This is a genomic window from Klebsiella sp. HMSC09D12, from assembly GCF_001808475.1.
In the GTDB taxonomy this organism is placed as follows: domain Bacteria; phylum Pseudomonadota; class Gammaproteobacteria; order Enterobacterales; family Enterobacteriaceae; genus Klebsiella; species Klebsiella oxytoca.
Genome location: NZ_KV793483.1, coordinates 213,051 through 230,907, shown reverse-complemented (window position 1 = coordinate 230,907; position 17,857 = coordinate 213,051). Strand labels below are relative to the sequence as shown.

The following is a 17,857-nucleotide window of genomic DNA, read 5'->3' as shown; positions in this document are numbered from 1 at the left end:
AAAACCGGTGCCTTACCGCTTGGCGATACCCCAATACCGTCGCGGTGAACCGCAAACATCGAAAATATGGCTGGGGTACCTGGATTCGAACCAGGGAATGCCGGTATCAAAAACCGGTGCCTTACCGCTTGGCGATACCCCAACAAAAAACTTTTACTTACAACGCGAACGAGTAAATGGTGCGGGAGGCGAGACTTGAACTCGCACACCTTGCGGCGCCAGAACCTAAATCTGGTGCGTCTACCAATTTCGCCACTCCCGCAAAAAAGATGGTGGCTACGACGGGATTCGAACCTGTGACCCCATCATTATGAGTGATGTGCTCTAACCAGCTGAGCTACGTAGCCATCTTTTTTTTCGCGTTACCTTATCGGCGTTGCGGGGCGCATTATGCGTATTGAGCTTTGAAGCGTCAACCTCTTTTTCATTGAAAATGGGCTGAAAGTAACTGTTTGGTTAGGTTGCGAACAGCGTGGCGCAATAATCGGCAATTATTGGTTATTTATCGTTTTTAGCGGCTTAAATAAGGCTCAAAGTAAAAACGGACTCCGAAGAGTCCGTTTGGCAAAAAACGAGGCTTAGTAGGCCGACTGGTGTACGCCCACCGCGCGTCCGGACGGATCGTTCATTTTTTTGAAAGATTCATCCCACTCGATCGCTTTTGCGGAGGAGCAGGCGACGGACGGGCCGCCAGGCACGCATTCTGCGGCGCTCGGTACCGGGAAGAGCTCTTCAAAGATCTCACGATACAGATAGGCTTCTTTCGACGATGGCGTGTTGTACGGGAAGCGGAAGCTGGCCGTTTCCAACTGCTGATCGGAAATTTGTTCAGCGGCCACCTCTTTTAAGGTGTCGATCCAGCTGTAACCGACGCCGTCAGAGAACTGCTCTTTCTGCCGCCAGGCGACGCTTGCTGGCAGATAAGATTCAAAACATTCGCGCAGAATATGTTTTTCCATTTTACCGTTGCCGCACATTTTATCCTGCGGGTTGATACGCATTGCCACATCAAGGAACTTCTTATCGAGGAACGGCACGCGGGCTTCAACGCCCCAGGCGGACATCGCCTTGTTCGCACGGGCGCAGTCGAACATGTGCAGCGCCTGCAGTTTGCGTACGGTCTCTTCGTGCAGCTCTTTGGCGTTTGGCGCTTTATGGAAATAGAGATAGCCGCCGAACACTTCATCAGAACCCTCGCCGGAGAGCACCATTTTGATGCCCATCGCTTTGATTTTACGCGACATCAGATACATCGGCGTCGAAGCGCGGATGGTGGTGACATCGTAAGTTTCAATGTGATAGATAACATCGCGAATCGCGTCCAGCCCTTCCTGGACCGTAAAGTGGATCTCGTGATGCACGGTACCCAGATGGTTAGCCACTTCCTGCGCGGCTTTCAGATCGGGGGCGCCTTCCAGCCCAACGGCGAAAGAGTGCAGCTGCGGCCACCAGGCTTCGGATTTTTCCTGATCCTCGACGCGGCGGGCGGCAAATTTCTTGGTGATAGCGGAAATTACCGATGAGTCCAGGCCGCCGGAGAGCAGTACGCCGTACGGAACATCGGACATCAGGTGGCTTTTCACCGACTCTTCCAGCGCCTGACGCAGTTCGTTTTTGTCCGTGACGTTGTCTTTCACCGCGTCATAGTCGAACCAGTCGCGCTGATAGTACTGGCGAATTTCGCCATCTTTGCTCCACAGGTAGCTGCCTGCCGGGAACTCTTTAATCGTGCGGCAGACCGGTACCAGCGCTTTCATTTCCGAAGCGACGTAGAAGTTGCCGTGTTCGTCGTGGCCCATATACAGCGGGATAATCCCGATGTGGTCGCGACCAATCAGGTACGCGTCTTTTTCACTGTCGTAGAGCGCGAAAGCAAACATTCCCTGCAGATCGTCGAGGAAGTCCGGACCTTTTTCCTGATACAGCGCGAGGATGACTTCGCAGTCGGAACCGGTCTGGAAGGCATAGCGATCGCCGTATTCCGCGCGCAGCGCCTGATGGTTGTAGATTTCCCCGTTGACGGCAAGCGCGTGCGTTTTTGCGGCATTATACAGCGGCTGTGCGCCGGCGTTCACGTCAACGATTGACAGGCGTTCATGCGCCAGAATAGCTTTATCGCAGGCATAGACGCCGGACCAGTCCGGGCCGCGGTGGCGCATCAGGCGGGAGAGTTCCAGTGCCTTTTTACGCAGCTCGCCTGCGTCAGTTTTAATATCCAGTACGCCAAAAATCGAACACATAGCCTTCTCCGTTACCCTGTCTTATTTGATGTTGTGCAGGCTTCGTCTCGTTGCGAAGCCCTGGTGCGTGCTTAAGAAAATGCCGCAAAGGGGCGGAGGGCGCAAGGGTTTTACGGCTGGAAAAGGAAATAATGCAATGACGATTGCTGGATAGTGAAAAAAGAGCATGCTTTAAGCGCTTTCATTGAATGATATTTAATAATGAGGCTTTTTTATTAGATGAAGGGCTTTTTTGGGGCTTTAAAAGAGAAAAACCACGTCATGAGACGTGGTTTTATTCAGAAAATATCAATTTCCGCAACGGAAGGGTAAATCCATGAGGGGCGGAACGGCATGCTGTCGATATCATCGAGCGTGGCAACGCCCGAAAGCACCAGGATAGTTTCCAGACCGGCCTGGAAGCCCGCCAGAATATCCGTGCGCAGATTATCGCCGACGATAACCGTTTGTTCCGAATGCGCCTGCATTTTATTCAGCGCGGAGCGGATGATCCACGGGCTTGGTTTACCGACATAAAACGGCTTACGCCCGGAGATTTTCTCGATGCCGGCGCACAGCGCGCCGCAGGCCGGATAGTAGCCGCGGCCGTGCGTATCCGGGTTAGTGGCGATAAAGCGCGCGCCGTTGGCGACAAAAAACGCCGCTTTATGCATCATCTCCCAGTTAAAGGAGCGGGTCTCACCGACGATAACGAAATCAGGATTGACGTCAGTGATGGTAAAGCCGGCTTTGTACAGTTCGTGAATCAGCGCGCCTTCGCCGACCACATAGGCTTTTTTACCTTCCTGACGGCGCAGAAAATCCGCCGTGGCCATCGCAGAGGTATAAAAGGCAGTATCAGGGACATCAATTCCGGCGGTCGCAAAGCGGTTCGCCAGGTCCTGGCCGGTCTGCGAAGGGTAGTTAGTCAGCATCACCAGCGGCATCTCTTTTTCGAGAATGCGCTTGATGAATTCGGCGGCGCCCGGTACGGCCACATTGTCGTGCATCAGCACGCCGTCAATATCACAAATTACGTTTTGAATGGTCATGGACTGTCCGACATCGTTAAAGAAAGGCGAAACTATAAAGCGGCTTTAGCTTTCCAGCAAACGCTGGAGCAGGATCCCGTTAAGCATCGCGCGCTTGACCAGAGCAAAAGCGCCGATGGCAGAACGATGATCGAGCGTAGAACGGACCACCGGCAGATTTTTACGAAATGCCTTCAGCGCCTGGGTGTTAATGCAGCCTTCAATAGCCGGCAACAGCACTTTTTCCGCTTCGACGATCTCACCGGCAATCACCACTTTTTGCGGATTAAACAGGTTAATGGCGATGGCGATAGTTTTACCCAGATGACGGCCAACGTGCTCGATCACCTCGCAGGCCAGTGCATCGCCTTTATTCGCGGCTTTACAGATTGTTTTGATCGTACAGTCATCGAGGGAGATTTTGCTCTGATAACCCTGTTCCAGCAGATGACGAACGCGATGTTCAATTGCCGCGTTGGCGGCGACGGTCTCCAGACAACCGAAGTTACCGCAGTGGCAGCGCTCGCCTAAGGGGTCGACCTGAATATGGCCGATTTCGCCGACGTTACCGTTACGGCCAATAAAAATCCGCCCATTGGAGATGATCCCCGCGCCGGTTCCGCGGTGTACGCGCACCAGAATGGAGTCTTCGCAGTCGTGGCTCGCACCGAAGTAGTGCTCCGCCAGCGCGAGGCTACGGATATCGTGACCGACAAAACAGGTGACCTTAAACTTTTTTTCCAGCGCTTCGACCAGACCCCAGTTTTCAACCTGGATGTGCGGCATGTAGCGAATGACGCCGCTTTCCGGATCGACCAGTCCCGGCAGGATCACCGAGATGGCGATCAGTTCGCGGATTTTACGCTGGCAGCGCTCCATAAAGGCGGCAATGATATTTAGCAGCGCGTGTTCCAGGGTTTCCTGGGTTCTTTCCGGCAGCGGGTAGTGCTCTTCTTCAAGCGTTTTGCTGCTCAAATCATAGAGCGTCAGGGTGGCGTCATAGCGGCCCAGGCGTACGCCGATGGCGTGGAAGCTGCGGGTTTCCGCAACGATGGAGATAGCGCGGCGGCCCCCGGTGGAGGCCTGCTGATCGACTTCTTTGATCAGCCCGCGTTCAATAAGCTGACGCGTAATTTTCGTTACGCTGGCAGGGGCAAGCTGGCTTTGTTCCGCAATCTGGATACGCGAGATGGGGCCGTGCTGATCGATGAGCCGATAAACGGCCGCGCTGTTCAGCTGTTTTACGAGATCGACGTTACCAATTTGAGCCTGTCCGCCTGCTGTCATACTTTACTTACTCAGTGACGACCTCGTTACCATTAACGATGGTCTTGGTGATTTTATAGTCGCGGGTAAATGCGGTCAGGTTAGCGACCATCCCCGGGGCAATGCAGCCCAACTGTTTGTCTACGCCAATCGCACGGGAAGGGTAGAGCGTTGCCATACGTAACGCTTCGTCCAGCGCGATGCCGCAATGCTCAACGAGGTTACGCACCCCTTCAATCATGGTCAATGAAGACCCGCTGAGGGTACCGTTCTCATCTACGCACAGGCCGTTCCGGTAGTATATTGTTTTACCAGCAAAAATGAACTGCTCAATATTGGCGCCTGCCGGAGCCGTTGCATCAGTAACGAGACACAACTTATCGCCTTTCAGGCGTTTAGCGAGGCGAACGTTAGCGTAATCGACGTGCATACCATCGACGATAATACCGCAGTAGACATCCGGCTCGTCGAAAATCGCGCCGGCGAGACCCGGTTCGCGGCCGGTGATATACGGCATGGCGTTAAACAGATGGGTAGCGAAAGTGATGCCGGAGCGGAAGCCGACTTTTGCCTCTTTGAGCGTCGCGTTGGAGTGACCGGCGGAAACGATGATGCCTGCCGCGACCAGTTTACGGATCACTTCTGGTTCCACGCGTTCCGGCGCCAGGGTGATTTTGGTGATGACATCCGCGTTTTGACACAGGAAATCGACCAGCGCGGCATCCGGCTTACGTACGTAGTCCGGATTGTGGGTGCCTTTTTTAACAATATTCAGCCACGGGCCTTCAAGATGCAGACCCAGCGCCTGGTGAGGATGTTTTTGCAGGTATTCACGCATCACGCGCACGCCCTGCTTCATCAGATCATCGCTGGCGGTAATCAGGGTGGGCAAATAGCTGGTGCAGCCGGAGCGTTCATTGGCTTTCTGCATAATTTCCAGCGTTTCAACGGTCACCGCGTCCGCCGTGTCGTTAAACTGCACGCCGCCGCAGCCGTTAAGCTGGACGTCGATAAAACCGGGGGCAAGGATTGCACCATCAACCGAGCGCTGTTCGATACCGGTTGGCAGCTCTGTTTGAGGACAGATACGTTCGATAAGGCCATTGGCGATAACAATCGCATGGTCATCCAGAATTTCATGACCGGTATAAATCCGGCCTTGGGTTAATGCATACATTACGACCCCCGGTTATCAAAAATGATTGTCCCGCGGGGGCAGCCGCGGGACGAGACTACATTACAGACCTTTGATGTTTTCAGCTTCTAATTCGTTGAAATATTTCAGGGTCTTAACTTTTAGTTCCATGGTGGACGGCTCATCGCAGACCACAACGGCTTTCGGATGCAGCTGCAGACAGGTAATAGTCCACATATGGTTAACGTTGCCTTCAACCGCCGCCTGCAGCGCCAGCGCTTTCTGATGGCCCAGTACCAGAATCATCACTTCTTCCGCATCCAGCAGGGTGCCCACGCCAACGGTCAGCGCGTACTTCGGCACCTGATCAACGTCGCCGTCGAAGAAGCGGGAGTTCGCTACGCGAGTATCGTGGGTCAGGGTTTTAATACGCGTGCGTGAAGCCAGAGAAGAGGCTGGTTCGTTAAAAGCGATGTGGCCATCGTTACCCACGCCGCCCATAAACAGGTGGATTTTACCGTAAGAACGAATTTTTTCTTCATAACGACGGCATTCTGCATCAATATCCGGCGCGTTACCATTCAGCAGATTAATATTTTCCGCCGGGATATCAACGTGATCAAAGAAGTTGCGGTGCATAAAGCTATGATAGCTTTCCGGGTGATCTTTCGGCAGACCAACGTACTCATCCATGTTGAAGGTCACAACATGCTTAAAGCTAACCTGGCCTGCTTTGTGCATCTCAACCAGCGCTTTGTAAGCGGTCAGAGGCGTACCGCCGGTAGGCAGACCGAGGACAAACGGACGGTCTGCAGTCGGTTTGAACGCGTTGATGCGGTTAACGATATGCCGGGCAGCCCATTTACCGACTTGTTCAGCAGTTACCAGGGGGATCAGTCTCATTGTTCACCTCAATAGTTAAATTAGAACCTGGCGGATTGGCGCCAGCATACTAGTAAGAGTATTGCAGTTACTGCGCCGACCGGGGTCAATCCGTGTTGATTTTTTGAATGATAAAATAAGTTTTCGTTGTTAGCCAGTCAAAGGCGGAGGTGAATACGATATTTGGTGACTATTGTCACAAAAAATAGCCATTTAATTTGCGGGACGAATTAATTTTTCAGACACTTTGCAGGTAAGTTAAAAATTTAACCAGGTTACACAATAATAAAGTGGCTTTAATGAGCCTCAACGGGGTCTCATAGGGGGAATAAGATGAATATTTTAGGTTTTTTCCAGCGACTCGGTAGGGCGTTACAGCTCCCTATCGCAGTGCTGCCGGTCGCGGCGCTGCTGCTGCGATTCGGGCAACCCGATCTGCTTAACATTTCGTTTATCGCGCAGGCGGGCGGGGCAATCTTTGATAACCTGGCGCTGATTTTCGCTATCGGTGTTGCATCCAGCTGGTCGAAAGACAGCGCCGGTGCCGCAGCGCTGGCGGGGGCGGTAGGTTACTTCGTATTGACTAAAGCGATGGTCACCATCAACCCGGCCATCAACATGGGCGTCCTGGCAGGTATCATTACCGGTCTGGTCGGCGGCGCCGTGTATAACCGCTGGTCGGGCATCAAACTGCCTGACTTCCTGAGCTTCTTCGGCGGCAAACGCTTTGTGCCGATCGCAACCGGCTTCTTCTGTCTGGTACTGGCAGCCATCTTCGGCTACGTCTGGCCGCCGGTGCAGAACGCCATCCATGCTGGTGGTGAATGGATTGTCGGCGCGGGCGCGCTCGGCTCCGGTATTTTTGGTTTCATCAACCGTCTGCTGATCCCGACGGGTCTGCACCAGGTGCTGAACACCATTGCCTGGTTCCAGATTGGTGAGTTCACTAACGCTGCTGGCGCGGTATTCCACGGTGATATCAACCGCTTCTATGCCGGTGACGGCACCGCGGGGATGTTCATGTCCGGCTTCTTCCCGATCATGATGTTCGGTCTGCCGGGCGCGGCGCTGGCGATGTACTTCGCGGCGCCTAAAGAGCGTCGTCCTATGGTCGGCGGTATGCTGCTGTCGGTTGCCATCACCGCATTCCTGACCGGTGTGACTGAGCCGCTGGAATTCCTGTTCATGTTCCTGGCGCCGCTGCTGTATCTCCTGCACGCTATCCTGACCGGCATCAGCCTGTTCGTTGCGACGGCGCTGGGTATCCATGCGGGCTTCTCTTTCTCTGCAGGCGCTATCGACTATGTTCTGATGTACAGCCTGCCGGCAGCCAGCAAGAACGTCTGGATGCTGATTGTGATGGGTGTTGTCTTCTTCGTTATCTACTTCCTGCTGTTCAGCGCGGTAATCCGCATGTTCAATCTGAAAACGCCGGGTCGTGAAGATAAAGTGGATGATGTGGTCACTGAAGAAGCCAACAGCAATACCGAAGAGGGCTTAACCCAGTTGGCGACCAACTACATTGCGGCGGTTGGCGGTACCGATAACCTGAAAGCGATCGATGCCTGCATTACCCGCCTGCGCCTGACCGTTGCGGACTCCGCGCTGGTAAACGATGCGGCCTGTAAGCGCCTCGGTGCTTCCGGTGTGGTTAAACTGAACAAGCAGACCATCCAGGTTATCGTCGGTGCGAAAGCCGAATCCGTCGGTGATGAAATGAAGAAAGTGGTTGCCCGCGGCCCGGTTGCCGCAGCAGCAGCGACTTCAAACAGCGCGCCCGCAGCCGCTCCGGCCGCTAAACCGCAGGCCGTCGCTAACGCGAAAACCGTCGAAGCGCTGGTTTCGCCGATTACTGGCGACATTGTGGCCCTGGAGCAGGTGCCGGATGAAGCCTTCGCCAGCAAAGCCGTCGGCGACGGCGTGGCGGTGAAACCGACCGATAAGATTGTTGTTGCGCCGGCAGCGGGCACCGTAGTGAAGATTTTCAACACTAACCATGCTTTCTGTCTGGAGACGGAAAACGGCGCGGAAATCGTCGTCCATATGGGTATCGATACCGTTGCGCTTAACGGCCAGGGCTTTAAACGCCTGGTGGAAGAGGGCGCGGAAGTGAAAGCGGGTCAGCCGATTCTGGAACTGGATCTTGAGTTCCTGAACGCTAACGCACGTTCGATGATTAGCCCGGTCGTATGCAGCAACAGCGACGACTACAGCGCGCTGGTTATCCAGGCAACCGGCAAGGTTGTAGCGGGCCAGACGCCGTTGTACGAAATTAAAGGCAAATAAGACTCCTGAGTGGCGTTTATGCCTCGGCGGCGCAGCGAACCTGCGCCGCTTTTTTTTACCGCAAACAACCCCATAATCTCCTTCTGATACGTATTTTGCGTAACTAATAGTTGTCTCTACGCCCTGCTTGTAAGATCATGTGCCGTTATACGTTGTTTACGCTTTGAGGAACCCACGATGAGTGAGGCAGAAGCCCGCCCGACTAACTTTATTCGTCAGATCATTGATGAAGATCTGGCTACTGGTAAGCACACCACCGTTCATACCCGTTTTCCACCGGAACCGAACGGCTATCTGCACATTGGCCACGCAAAATCTATTTGCCTGAACTTTGGTATCGCTCAGGATTACCAGGGCCAATGCAACCTGCGTTTCGATGACACCAACCCGGTGAAAGAAGATATCGAATACGTTGAGTCGATTAAAAACGACGTGCAGTGGTTAGGTTTCCACTGGTCCGGGGATGTTTGCTACTCGTCCGATTATTTCGATCAGCTGCACCAGTATGCGGTTGAATTAATCAATAAAGGCCTGGCCTACGTTGATGAACTGTCAGCGGATGAGATCCGTGAGTACCGCGGCACCCTGAAAGAGCCGGGTAAAAATAGCCCGTATCGCGATCGCAGCGTGGAAGAGAACCTGGCGCTGTTTGAAAAAATGCGTAGCGGTGGATTTGCCGAGGGTAAAGCCTGCCTGCGCGCGAAAATCGATATGGCTTCGCCGTTTATCGTGATGCGCGATCCGGTACTGTACCGTATTAAGTTTGCCGATCACCATCAGACCGGAAGCAAGTGGTGCATCTACCCGATGTACGACTTTACCCACTGCATCAGCGATGCGCTGGAAGGAATTACCCACTCTCTGTGTACTCTCGAGTTTCAGGATAACCGCCGCCTGTACGATTGGGTGCTGGATAACATCAGCATTCCCGTGCATCCGCGTCAGTATGAATTCTCGCGCCTCAACCTTGAATACACCGTGATGTCCAAGCGTAAGTTGAATCAGCTCGTGACGGAAAAACACGTCGAAGGCTGGGATGACCCGCGTATGCCGACCATTTCCGGCCTGCGCCGTCGCGGCTATACCGCAGAGTCTATCCGCGAGTTCTGCAAACGCATCGGCGTGACCAAGCAGGACAACACTATCGAAATCGCTGCCCTGGAATCCTGCATCCGCGAAGATTTGAACGAAAATGCTCCGCGTGCCATGGCCGTTATCGACCCGGTTAAGCTGGTGATCGAAAACTATCCGCAGGGCGGCAGCGAAATCGTCACTATGCCGAATCATCCCAATAAACCGGAGATGGGCAGCCGCGAGGTGCCGTTCAGCGGCGAAATCTGGATCGATCGCGCCGACTTCCGCGAGGAAGCGAACAAGCAGTACAAGCGTCTGGTGCTGGGCAAAGAAGTTCGCCTGCGCAATGCTTACGTCATCAAAGCGGAGCGCGTGGAGAAAGATGCGGAAGGCAATATCACCACGATTTTCTGTACCTATGATGCCGACACCCTGAGCAAAGATCCGGCCGACGGTCGCAAGGTGAAGGGCGTGATTCACTGGGTGAGCGCGGCGCACGCGCTGCCGGTCGAAATCCGTCTGTACGATCGCCTGTTCAGCGTACCGAACCCGGGCGCGGCGGAGGATTTCCTCTCGGTGATGAACCCGGAATCGCTGGTTATCAAACAGGGTTTTGCCGAGCCAAGCCTGGCGCAGGCGCAGCCGGAAAAAGCGTATCAGTTCGAGCGCGAAGGGTATTTCTGCCTGGATAGCCGCTATGCAACCGCAACCAATCTGGTGTTTAACCGCACCGTCGGTCTGCGCGATACATGGGCAAAAGCCGGCGCGTAATTCTCCGCCGAGAAGGACAACGCCGCTTACAGCGGCGTTTTTTTTATTCAGAATCAGAGAATTAAAATCTCATATTTTCGCGATGCGAATTAATCTTGTTTACAGATTGTAATAAACGCGATTTTTAACCCTTTCTCTTTATCCCCTGGAAATATGTAATCGCTTCCATTTCTCTTAATTTTGTCAGTTTTTGCAAGCACTTCCCCCGCTAAATGTGTGACTTCTAAGACTGAAACAAAAAGACATAAATTATGTGCGCTTTGTCATAATCTTCATCTTTGGTCGGCGAAAGAGATTGATAATTCGCGTCACGAAAAATAGTCTATACCCAGTGGTTATGCGAATTTTTACCGCACCACTTTTAAAGTATTTTTATTTTATTTTTTGCGTGTTGCCCCTGGTAACCGCACTTTTAAAACGTCAAAGAGGATATGCATATGCGTACGTTTAGTGGCAAACGTAGTACGCTGGCGCTGGCTATTGCCGGTGTCACAGCCTTGTCAGGATTTGCAATGGTGCCGGATGCAAAAGCAGAAGGGTTCATTGATGATTCAACGTTAACCGGCGGCATCTATTACTGGCAACGTGAACGCGACCGTAAAGATGTGACCGACGGCGACAAATATAAAACTAACCTGTCGCACTCTACCTGGAACGCCAACCTCGACTTCCAGTCCGGCTACGCCGCCGATATGTTCGGCATTGACGTTGCTGCCTTTACCGCCATCGAAATGGGCGAAAGCAGCGAGAGCGGTCACCCGAACGAAATCGCTTTCTCCTCGCGCAATAAAACCTACGACGAAGACTATTCCGGCGATAAGAGCGGGATCAGCCTGTATAAAGCTGCCGCAAAATTTAAATTTGGTCCGGCGTGGGCGCGCGCGGGCTATATTCAGCCAACCGGCCAAACGCTGCTGGCTCCGCACTGGAGCTTTATGCCCGGCACCTATCAGGGCGCGGAAGCCGGCGCTAATTTTGACTATGGCGACGCGGGCGCGCTGAGTTTCTCCTATATGTGGACGAACGAGTATAAAGCGCCGTGGCATATTGAGATGGATGAGTTTTACCAGAACGATAAGAAAACCAAGGTGGATTACCTTCACTCTCTCGGCGCCAAATATGATTTTAAAAACGACCTGGTGCTGGAAGCAGCATTTGGTCAGGCCCAGGGTTACATCGACCAGTATTTTGCCAAAGCCAGCTATAAATTTGATGTTGCAGGCACGCCGTTAACCACCAGCTATCAGTTCTACGGCACCCGCGATAAAGTCAGCAACGGCGGGGCTAACGATATTTATGACGGCACCGCGTGGCTGCAGGCATTGACCTTTGGCTATAAGGTGGCCGACGTGCTGGACCTGCGTCTGGAAGGAACCTGGGTTAAAGCTGACGGCCAGCAGGGCTACTTCCTGCAGCGTATGACGCCAACCTACGCCTCTTCTAACGGTCGTCTGGATATCTGGTGGGATAACCGCTCGGACTTCAACGCCAACGGTGAAAAAGCGGTGTTCTTCGGCGCGATGTATGACATGAAGAACTGGAACATGCCGGGCTGGGCCTTTGGCGCATCTTATGTCTATGCCTGGGATGCGAAGCCGGGCAGAATGTCCTCGCCTGATGCCTACTACAACCCGGATAAACGCCTGGAAGAGTCCGCCTATAGCCTGGACGCCATGTATACCGTTCAGGAAGGGCGCGCGAAGGGCACGCTGTTCAAACTCCACTTTACGCAATACGACAACCACTCCGATATCCCGAGCTGGAGCGGCGGTTACGGTAACATCTTCCAGGATGAGCGCGACGTGAAGTTCATGGTTATCGCACCGTTCACCATTTTCTGATGCCTGAGCGGCGGGCGTGAGCCTGCCGCAATATCCCGAGGTTATTTATGAAGAAGTTACTGCTTGTCGCCATTATGGCAACAGGTCTGGTTGCCTGTACGCAGTCGCCAGCGCCGAAAGAAGACTCAAAGTTGAGAGACGCCTACAGCGCCTGCATTACTAGCGCGGAGGGGAACCCGGATAAGGTTGAAGCCTGTCAGAGCGTACTGAACGTGCTTAAGCAAGAGAAACAGCACCAGCAGTTCGCCACCCAGGAAAGCGTGCGGGTGCTGGACTATCAACAGTGTATCCAGGCGCGCAAAACCGGTAACGATCAGGCCGTGCAGGCGCGCTGCGACCAGCTCTGGAAAGAGATCCGCAGCAACAATACGCCCCGTTAATCCAGGCGGAGACGGGCAAAGCGGGCGGAGCGTAAACTCCGCCCGCGGCTATTTTAGCGGGGTATTTCTGCTGGCTGATAGCTGCGGCTCAGGCGAGTAAAGAGCATGCCAGTTGCGGCAAGTCCGCATAGCGCAGCGCACATCAGCCACCAGCCCGGCGAGCTTTTATCCCCGGTGATCTCGACCAGCGCGGTGGAAATAGCCGGCGTCAGGCCGCCAAAGATAGCGGTGGCGAGGCTAAAGGCTAACGAAAAGCCCACGGTGCGGACGTAGACCGGCATCACTTCGGTCAGCGCCGCGACCATCGCGCCGTTATACATACCGAAGAAAAACGAGAACCAGAGCAGGACCAGCGTCATACGGGTAAAATCCGGCGCGGCGGTGAGCCAGTGCATCACCGGCCAGGTGGTAAACAGCGCCAGCAGGGTGATGCCCATCAGCACCGGACGACGGCCTATTCTGTCAGAAATTGCCCCGCCAATCGGTAACCAGATAAAGTTAGAGATACCGACCAGCATGGTAACCAGCAGGCTATCGCGAGCGCTCAGATGCAGCACGGCTCTCCCGTAGGTTGGGGTATAAACGGTAATAAAGTAAAAAGTGGTCGTGGTCATCGCCACCAGTAAGGTGCCCGCCGAGATGATGCGCCAGTTTTTTACAATCGTGCTCAGGATTTCTCGGGTATCAGGACGATGTTTACGCTGCAGGAAAGCTTCGGTTTCCTGTAGCGAACGCCGCAGTACAAAAATCAGCGGAATGATCAGACAACCAATAAAGAAGGGGATACGCCAGCCCCATTCGGCGATCTCATCATGGCCAAGCGTTTCGTTCAGCGCGTAGCCAATCAGCGCCGCGACCACGATAGCCACCTGCTGGCTGGCGGATTGCCAGCTGGTATAGAACCCCTTTTTCCCCGGGGTGGCGATTTCCGACAGGTAGACCGACACGCCGCCGAGCTCTACGCCCGCCGAGAATCCCTGCAGCAGACGGCCGACTAATACCAGAATGGGGGCGAGAACGCCGATGGCGTGATAGCCGGGGACCAGTGCTATCAGCAGTGTCCCGCAGCCCATAATCGCCAGCGTCACCATCAGCCCTTTACGCCGCCCGATTCTGTCGATATAGGCCCCCAGCACTATCGCCCCGATAGGGCGCATCAGGAAGCCCGAACCAAACACGGCGAAGGTGAGCATTAACGCCGCAAACTCACTTTCCGCCGGAAAGAACGTTCTGGCGATGTAGGTGGCGTAAAAACCGAACAGAAAAAAGTCGAATTGCTCGAGAAAATTACCGCTGGTCACGCGGAGAATAGCGCCGAAGGTACCGGCGCGCGATGATGATTGCGTCATAGGGGGTGCTCTCCATTGTCTTTATCTTGTTTTTATAGAGGTAAGATGAGCGGACTAGTCGCCTGCGACTGCCGCCTGTTTTCCGCGCCGTTTCTCAATTGCCCACTTGAGTAACGCCGCACAGCGATAAAATCCGTGGGCAAATTTTCCGTATGGCAGGGTTAAAAACAGCGCCATCACAACGCCGAGATGAATGGCGAGCAGGACGCCCATCCACGAGGTATCGCGCCCTGCCAGCAGGGCCAGTCCGGTCAGGCTGGTCAAAAACAGCAGCAGAATAAAGCCGCGATCCATCGGCTTTTGCCGCGCATCGCCGTGCAGCGGCGAGCGGCGCAGGTTTAGCCATAGCAAACCCGCCGGGCCGACCAGCAGGCCGATACCGCCGAGCGTGCCCAGTACAACCGGTACGCTGAAGAACGGGTAGGGGGCCTCCCAACCGGCGATATAGTGATAACCCGTAGCCACCACGGTGGCGGCGAAACAGAGCAGAAAACCGTAGAAGGTAAAGTGATGGAAACGGCGGCGCATCAGGGTAAACGCGTCATCAGCCTCGTTGCAGCCTTTACCGTGCCCGCCGTCGAGATACTTCAGCGTGAGCGCATTATGCGAGGCTGTAGCGATGTCGATAGCCTGAGGCTGACCCGGTGAAATCTCGCGCCAGAAGCGGATCACCCCGCTCATCAGTAACCCTATGGCCAGAATGAAGACCGAGCCAAACATCCAGGCCAGCAGGTTATGGGGAAATATCCGGTAAAAATCGCCCGCCAGCGGTGGATGAAGCAGCGAGCCATTGAGCCCCATCGCCAACAGCAAAAAGAGGATCAAACCGGCGACCAGCGCCAGCACCGTGGTCACGCCGGCCCGACGGTAGAGGCTGCTGAAAACCTCGGGCTGGGCATAGTGCTGATAGGTTTCCAGGCGGACTTCCGCCATCGCTTTCGGGACATTAATGGCAAACTCGTGCGGCGGCGCATACTGGCAGGCATGCAGGCAGGCGCCGCAGTTGTGGCACAGGTTGGCCAGGTAGTTAATATCCGCTTTACCAAAAGCCAGGCGCTGAGTCATGGCCGGAAACACGGCGCAAAACCCTTCGCAATAGCGGCAGGCGTTACAGACCTGCATCACCCGTTCAACTTCTGCTTCCGGCTCGGTGATGATCTGCGCGTCGATAATCAACTTTTCAAGCGACTTCATGATGTATCTCCTGCTGTGCCGCACGGGCGGCCTGCTGGCCGGCAATGCGGCCGAACGTCGTACCAATCGACATGCCTACGCCGGCGGTATAGCCTTTGCCCAACACGTTGCCGGCCATCATTTCGCCAGCAACGAACAGGTTACGGCTGGGGTTGCCCGCAAAATGGACGGCGGCGCGTTCATTGACGTACAGTCCGAGGTAGGTGAAAGTGATCCCCGGGCGCAAGGCGTAACCGTAGTAAGGCGGCGAATCGATGGGCCGCGCCCAGTGGGTTTTCGGTGGGGTCAGGCCTGATGTTGCGCAGTTATCAAGGCAGGTATGATCGAACTGGCCCGGCACGCAGGCGGCGTTATAGTGCGCGATGGTTTGCGCCAGACGCGCCGCGTCCAGCCCCAGCTGGCGAGCCAGTTCTTCGATAGTATTGGCCTGGGCGCCGGGAAAAACCGGCGGCATAAAGTGACCGATCGCTTTGCTGTCGATAATTGAATAGCCGATTTGTCCCGGCTGGTGGGCGACCAGCCGCCCCCAGATGGCATAACGTTTGGGCCAGAAATCTTCCCCTTCATCATAAAAGCGCTCGGCGTCGCGGTTTACGACCACGCCCAGCGATACGCAGTCCACGCGGGTGCAGATCCCGCCATCATAGAGCGGTGCCCGGGCGTCAATGGCGACGCAGTGTGACTGAGAGGGATCGCCGATAACGTCAGCCCCGGCGTCGATCATATATTTCAGCAGCACGCCCTGGTTAAAGCGGGTTCCGCGGATGAGAAAGTTATCGGCTGGCCATTCGCCACGATCGTTCTGTCCCCACGCTTCGCGCAGCCACTCGCGGTTAGACTCAAAGCCGCCGGCGGCGAGGACGCAGGTTTTCGCGGCAATCCTTTCTTCACCCGCCAGCGCGGCGACGAATTCGCCGTTATACAATTCGAGCGCCTGGACCGGGGTGTTGTAGCGGATCTGTACACCCATCTGCTCCGCGCTGCGGTAATAAGCATTTATAAGCGCCTTGCCGCCGCCCATGAAAAAGGCGTTGGTGCGGGCGACGTGCAGTGCGCCGGAGAGCGGTGGCTGAAAGTTAACTCCGTGCTGGCGCATCCAGTCCCGGCACTGTGATGAGGTACGGATCACCAGCCGCGCCAGCGCTTCGTTGGTATTACCCTCGGTGACGCGCAGCAGATCCTGCCAGTACTCCTCTTCCGGATAGCTGTCGACCAGCACATCCTGCGGAGCATCGTGCATACAGCGAAGGTTCCGCGTGTGCTGAGAGTTTCCGCCGCGCCATTCTTTCGGCGCGGCCTCCAGCAGCAGCACGGACGCGCCGGATTCCCGGGCGGTCAAGGCGGCGCATAGCGCAGCGTTGCCGCCGCCAATCACCAGTACATCCACCATTTTTGGCTCCATTACGGTTTGCTTTATTGTTAAATTTGTAATGGAAATGTATGCGCTCAGGGCGGCAGGACGCTATGGCGTATTGCTAAAGAGGGGTTTAGTGTGCGTAAAGGCTGGCGCCAGGCCAGCGGCCAGATTCGACCAGCTGACGCATGACTTTTGCCAGTATGACTCGCGCAGCGAGACCCGATGGGGTCAGTTCATCATCGGAAAGACTGACGAGAAAATTAGGCCGACTGAGTATCGGATTGTTGATGCCGATCACTCTCAGGGGCTCGCCGTCGAGATGAGAAATCGCTGCTCCCGGCTGCAAAGTGGCGCCGAGGCCGTCGCGCACGGCGCGCATTAGCAGGGCCAGACCGTCGATTTCAGCGACCACATCGACATTAAGCGCATGCTCCTGGCACATCGCCTCCAGCCTGCCGCGCAGCCCATGCCCCAGGCTTGGCATAATCAGCGGGACAGCGGAGAGCTGGTCCGGCGAGATGCTATCGTCGGGAAGGGGAGCCAGTACCTTATGGGTGCCAATCAGAAACAGACGCTCTTCAAGAATCGGCCTGGCGCTCCAGCGCACAAGCTTCTCCTTCTGGAACACGATCGCTAAATCGAGCTGACGGGTGTTGATCATGCGTTCAAGGTTGCCGGAGAGACTTTCTACCAGATGCAGGCGGACGTCGGCATAGCTTTCGCGCATCGCGTTGATAAAGGGTACGCCGAGCACAGAGGCGGTGCTGGGGGCCATGCCGACGCTGACGTGGCCAGATAGCCGCGCCTCGCGCGCAGCAAGAACCGCATCATCAGCGTGACGCAGCGCCAGCTGCGCCTGTGAATAGAAGGCGAGGCCAGCGCTGGTGGGCATTACGCCGCGAGACGTCCGTTGTAGCAGGCGAATGGCGAGTTCATTTTCCAGGCGCGCCATTTGTTGGCTAAGCGCGGAGACGCCGATATTCAGGTCAAGCGCGGCGCGGCCCATACTGCCGGTTTCAATAATGCGCACAAAATAGCGTAGCTGGCGAAGCTCCATAAGCACTCCGTATAA

At 55.1% G+C, this 17,857-nt stretch carries 13 protein-coding genes and 3 tRNA genes; 4 read left to right on the top strand and 12 right to left on the bottom strand.

Going from position 1 to position 17,857, the window contains the following annotated elements:
- Window positions 1-67: 67 nt before the first annotated feature.
- The 8 genes from HMPREF3178_RS16135 to nagB form a co-directional block, all read right to left on the bottom strand.
- Window positions 68-142 (bottom strand) — tRNA-Gln (locus HMPREF3178_RS16135).
- A gap of 35 nt (window positions 143-177) precedes the next feature.
- A tRNA-Leu gene (locus HMPREF3178_RS16130) sits at window positions 178-262 on the bottom strand.
- A gap of 8 nt (window positions 263-270) precedes the next feature.
- Window positions 271-347 (bottom strand) — tRNA-Met (locus HMPREF3178_RS16125).
- Between the two features lie 231 nt (window positions 348-578).
- Window positions 579-2,240: an asparagine synthase B gene (gene asnB / locus HMPREF3178_RS16120; RefSeq protein WP_004100213.1), complete on the bottom strand. Its 1,662-nt coding sequence runs from the start codon at window positions 2,238-2,240 to the stop codon at window positions 579-581.
- A 278-nt stretch (window positions 2,241-2,518) separates the two neighbouring features.
- Complete coding sequence (locus tag HMPREF3178_RS16115; protein WP_004100215.1) at window positions 2,519-3,271, bottom strand: HAD-IIA family hydrolase; 753 nt, start codon at window positions 3,269-3,271, stop codon at window positions 2,519-2,521.
- Between the two features lie 45 nt (window positions 3,272-3,316).
- Complete coding sequence (gene nagC / locus HMPREF3178_RS16110; protein ID WP_004100216.1) at window positions 3,317-4,537, bottom strand: DNA-binding transcriptional regulator NagC; 1,221 nt, start codon at window positions 4,535-4,537, stop codon at window positions 3,317-3,319.
- A gap of 7 nt (window positions 4,538-4,544) precedes the next feature.
- Complete coding sequence (nagA, locus tag HMPREF3178_RS16105; protein ID WP_004100218.1) at window positions 4,545-5,693, bottom strand: N-acetylglucosamine-6-phosphate deacetylase; 1,149 nt, start codon at window positions 5,691-5,693, stop codon at window positions 4,545-4,547.
- A gap of 60 nt (window positions 5,694-5,753) precedes the next feature.
- Window positions 5,754-6,554, bottom strand: a complete 801-nt coding sequence (nagB, locus tag HMPREF3178_RS16100) for a glucosamine-6-phosphate deaminase (RefSeq protein WP_004100220.1) — start codon at window positions 6,552-6,554, stop codon at window positions 5,754-5,756.
- 312 nt (window positions 6,555-6,866) lie between these two features.
- On the opposite strand from nagB, the gene nagE reads away from it, so the two are divergent.
- The 4 genes from nagE (at window position 6,867) to chiQ (ending at window position 12,885) form a co-directional block, all read left to right on the top strand.
- A complete protein-coding gene (gene nagE / locus HMPREF3178_RS16095; RefSeq protein WP_004100222.1) occupies window positions 6,867-8,819 on the top strand; it encodes a PTS N-acetyl glucosamine transporter subunit IIABC in 1,953 nt (650 codons plus the stop codon).
- 177 nt (window positions 8,820-8,996) lie between these two features.
- Window positions 8,997-10,664 (top strand): glutamine--tRNA ligase, encoded by a 1,668-nt coding sequence (gene glnS, locus HMPREF3178_RS16090; protein WP_017146347.1) that lies wholly within the window; start codon window positions 8,997-8,999, stop codon window positions 10,662-10,664.
- 437 nt (window positions 10,665-11,101) lie between these two features.
- Entirely contained in the window at window positions 11,102-12,505 is a 1,404-nt protein-coding gene (chiP, locus tag HMPREF3178_RS16085; protein ID WP_004100225.1) for a chitoporin ChiP, read from the top strand.
- Between the two features lie 47 nt (window positions 12,506-12,552).
- Window positions 12,553-12,885, top strand: coding sequence for a ChiQ/YbfN family lipoprotein (gene chiQ, locus HMPREF3178_RS16080; protein ID WP_004100227.1), 333 nt, complete (start codon window positions 12,553-12,555; stop codon window positions 12,883-12,885).
- 53 nt (window positions 12,886-12,938) lie between these two features.
- Here chiQ and HMPREF3178_RS16075 read toward each other — a convergent pair whose 3' ends face one another.
- The 4 genes from HMPREF3178_RS16075 to tcuR form a co-directional block, all read right to left on the bottom strand.
- Window positions 12,939-14,234 carry an MFS transporter gene (locus HMPREF3178_RS16075; protein ID WP_017146346.1) on the bottom strand — a complete coding sequence of 432 codons (1,296 nt, stop codon included), beginning with the start codon at window positions 14,232-14,234 and terminating at the stop codon, window positions 12,939-12,941.
- Between the two features lie 54 nt (window positions 14,235-14,288).
- A complete protein-coding gene (gene tcuB / locus HMPREF3178_RS16070; RefSeq protein WP_004111410.1) occupies window positions 14,289-15,428 on the bottom strand; it encodes a tricarballylate utilization 4Fe-4S protein TcuB in 1,140 nt (379 codons plus the stop codon).
- Window positions 15,415-16,818 (bottom strand): FAD-dependent tricarballylate dehydrogenase TcuA, encoded by a 1,404-nt coding sequence (gene tcuA / locus HMPREF3178_RS16065; protein ID WP_017146345.1) that lies wholly within the window; start codon window positions 16,816-16,818, stop codon window positions 15,415-15,417. The genes tcuB and tcuA overlap by 14 nt, the downstream gene beginning before the upstream one ends.
- A 97-nt stretch (window positions 16,819-16,915) precedes the next feature.
- Window positions 16,916-17,842: a tricarballylate utilization LysR family transcriptional regulator TcuR gene (gene tcuR, locus HMPREF3178_RS16060; protein WP_004111412.1), complete on the bottom strand. Its 927-nt coding sequence runs from the start codon at window positions 17,840-17,842 to the stop codon at window positions 16,916-16,918.
- Window positions 17,843-17,857 lie beyond the last annotated feature (15 nt).

Coding starts and splice junctions, on each gene's coding strand:
- asnB (WP_004100213.1), bottom strand. CDS start 2,240: ATGTGTTCGATTTTTGGCGTACTGGATATTAAAACTGACGCAGGCGAG.
- HMPREF3178_RS16115 (WP_004100215.1), bottom strand. CDS start 3,271: ATGACCATTCAAAACGTAATTTGTGATATTGACGGCGTGCTGATGCAC.
- nagC (WP_004100216.1), bottom strand. CDS start 4,537: ATGACAGCAGGCGGACAGGCTCAAATTGGTAACGTCGATCTCGTAAAA.
- nagA (WP_004100218.1), bottom strand. CDS start 5,693: ATGTATGCATTAACCCAAGGCCGGATTTATACCGGTCATGAAATTCTG.
- nagB (WP_004100220.1), bottom strand. CDS start 6,554: ATGAGACTGATCCCCCTGGTAACTGCTGAACAAGTCGGTAAATGGGCT.
- nagE (WP_004100222.1), top strand. CDS start 6,867: ATGAATATTTTAGGTTTTTTCCAGCGACTCGGTAGGGCGTTACAGCTC.
- glnS (WP_017146347.1), top strand. CDS start 8,997: ATGAGTGAGGCAGAAGCCCGCCCGACTAACTTTATTCGTCAGATCATT.
- chiP (WP_004100225.1), top strand. CDS start 11,102: ATGCGTACGTTTAGTGGCAAACGTAGTACGCTGGCGCTGGCTATTGCC.
- chiQ (WP_004100227.1), top strand. CDS start 12,553: ATGAAGAAGTTACTGCTTGTCGCCATTATGGCAACAGGTCTGGTTGCC.
- HMPREF3178_RS16075 (WP_017146346.1), bottom strand. CDS start 14,234: ATGACGCAATCATCATCGCGCGCCGGTACCTTCGGCGCTATTCTCCGC.
- tcuB (WP_004111410.1), bottom strand. CDS start 15,428: ATGAAGTCGCTTGAAAAGTTGATTATCGACGCGCAGATCATCACCGAG.
- tcuA (WP_017146345.1), bottom strand. CDS start 16,818: ATGGTGGATGTACTGGTGATTGGCGGCGGCAACGCTGCGCTATGCGCC.
- tcuR (WP_004111412.1), bottom strand. CDS start 17,842: ATGGAGCTTCGCCAGCTACGCTATTTTGTGCGCATTATTGAAACCGGC.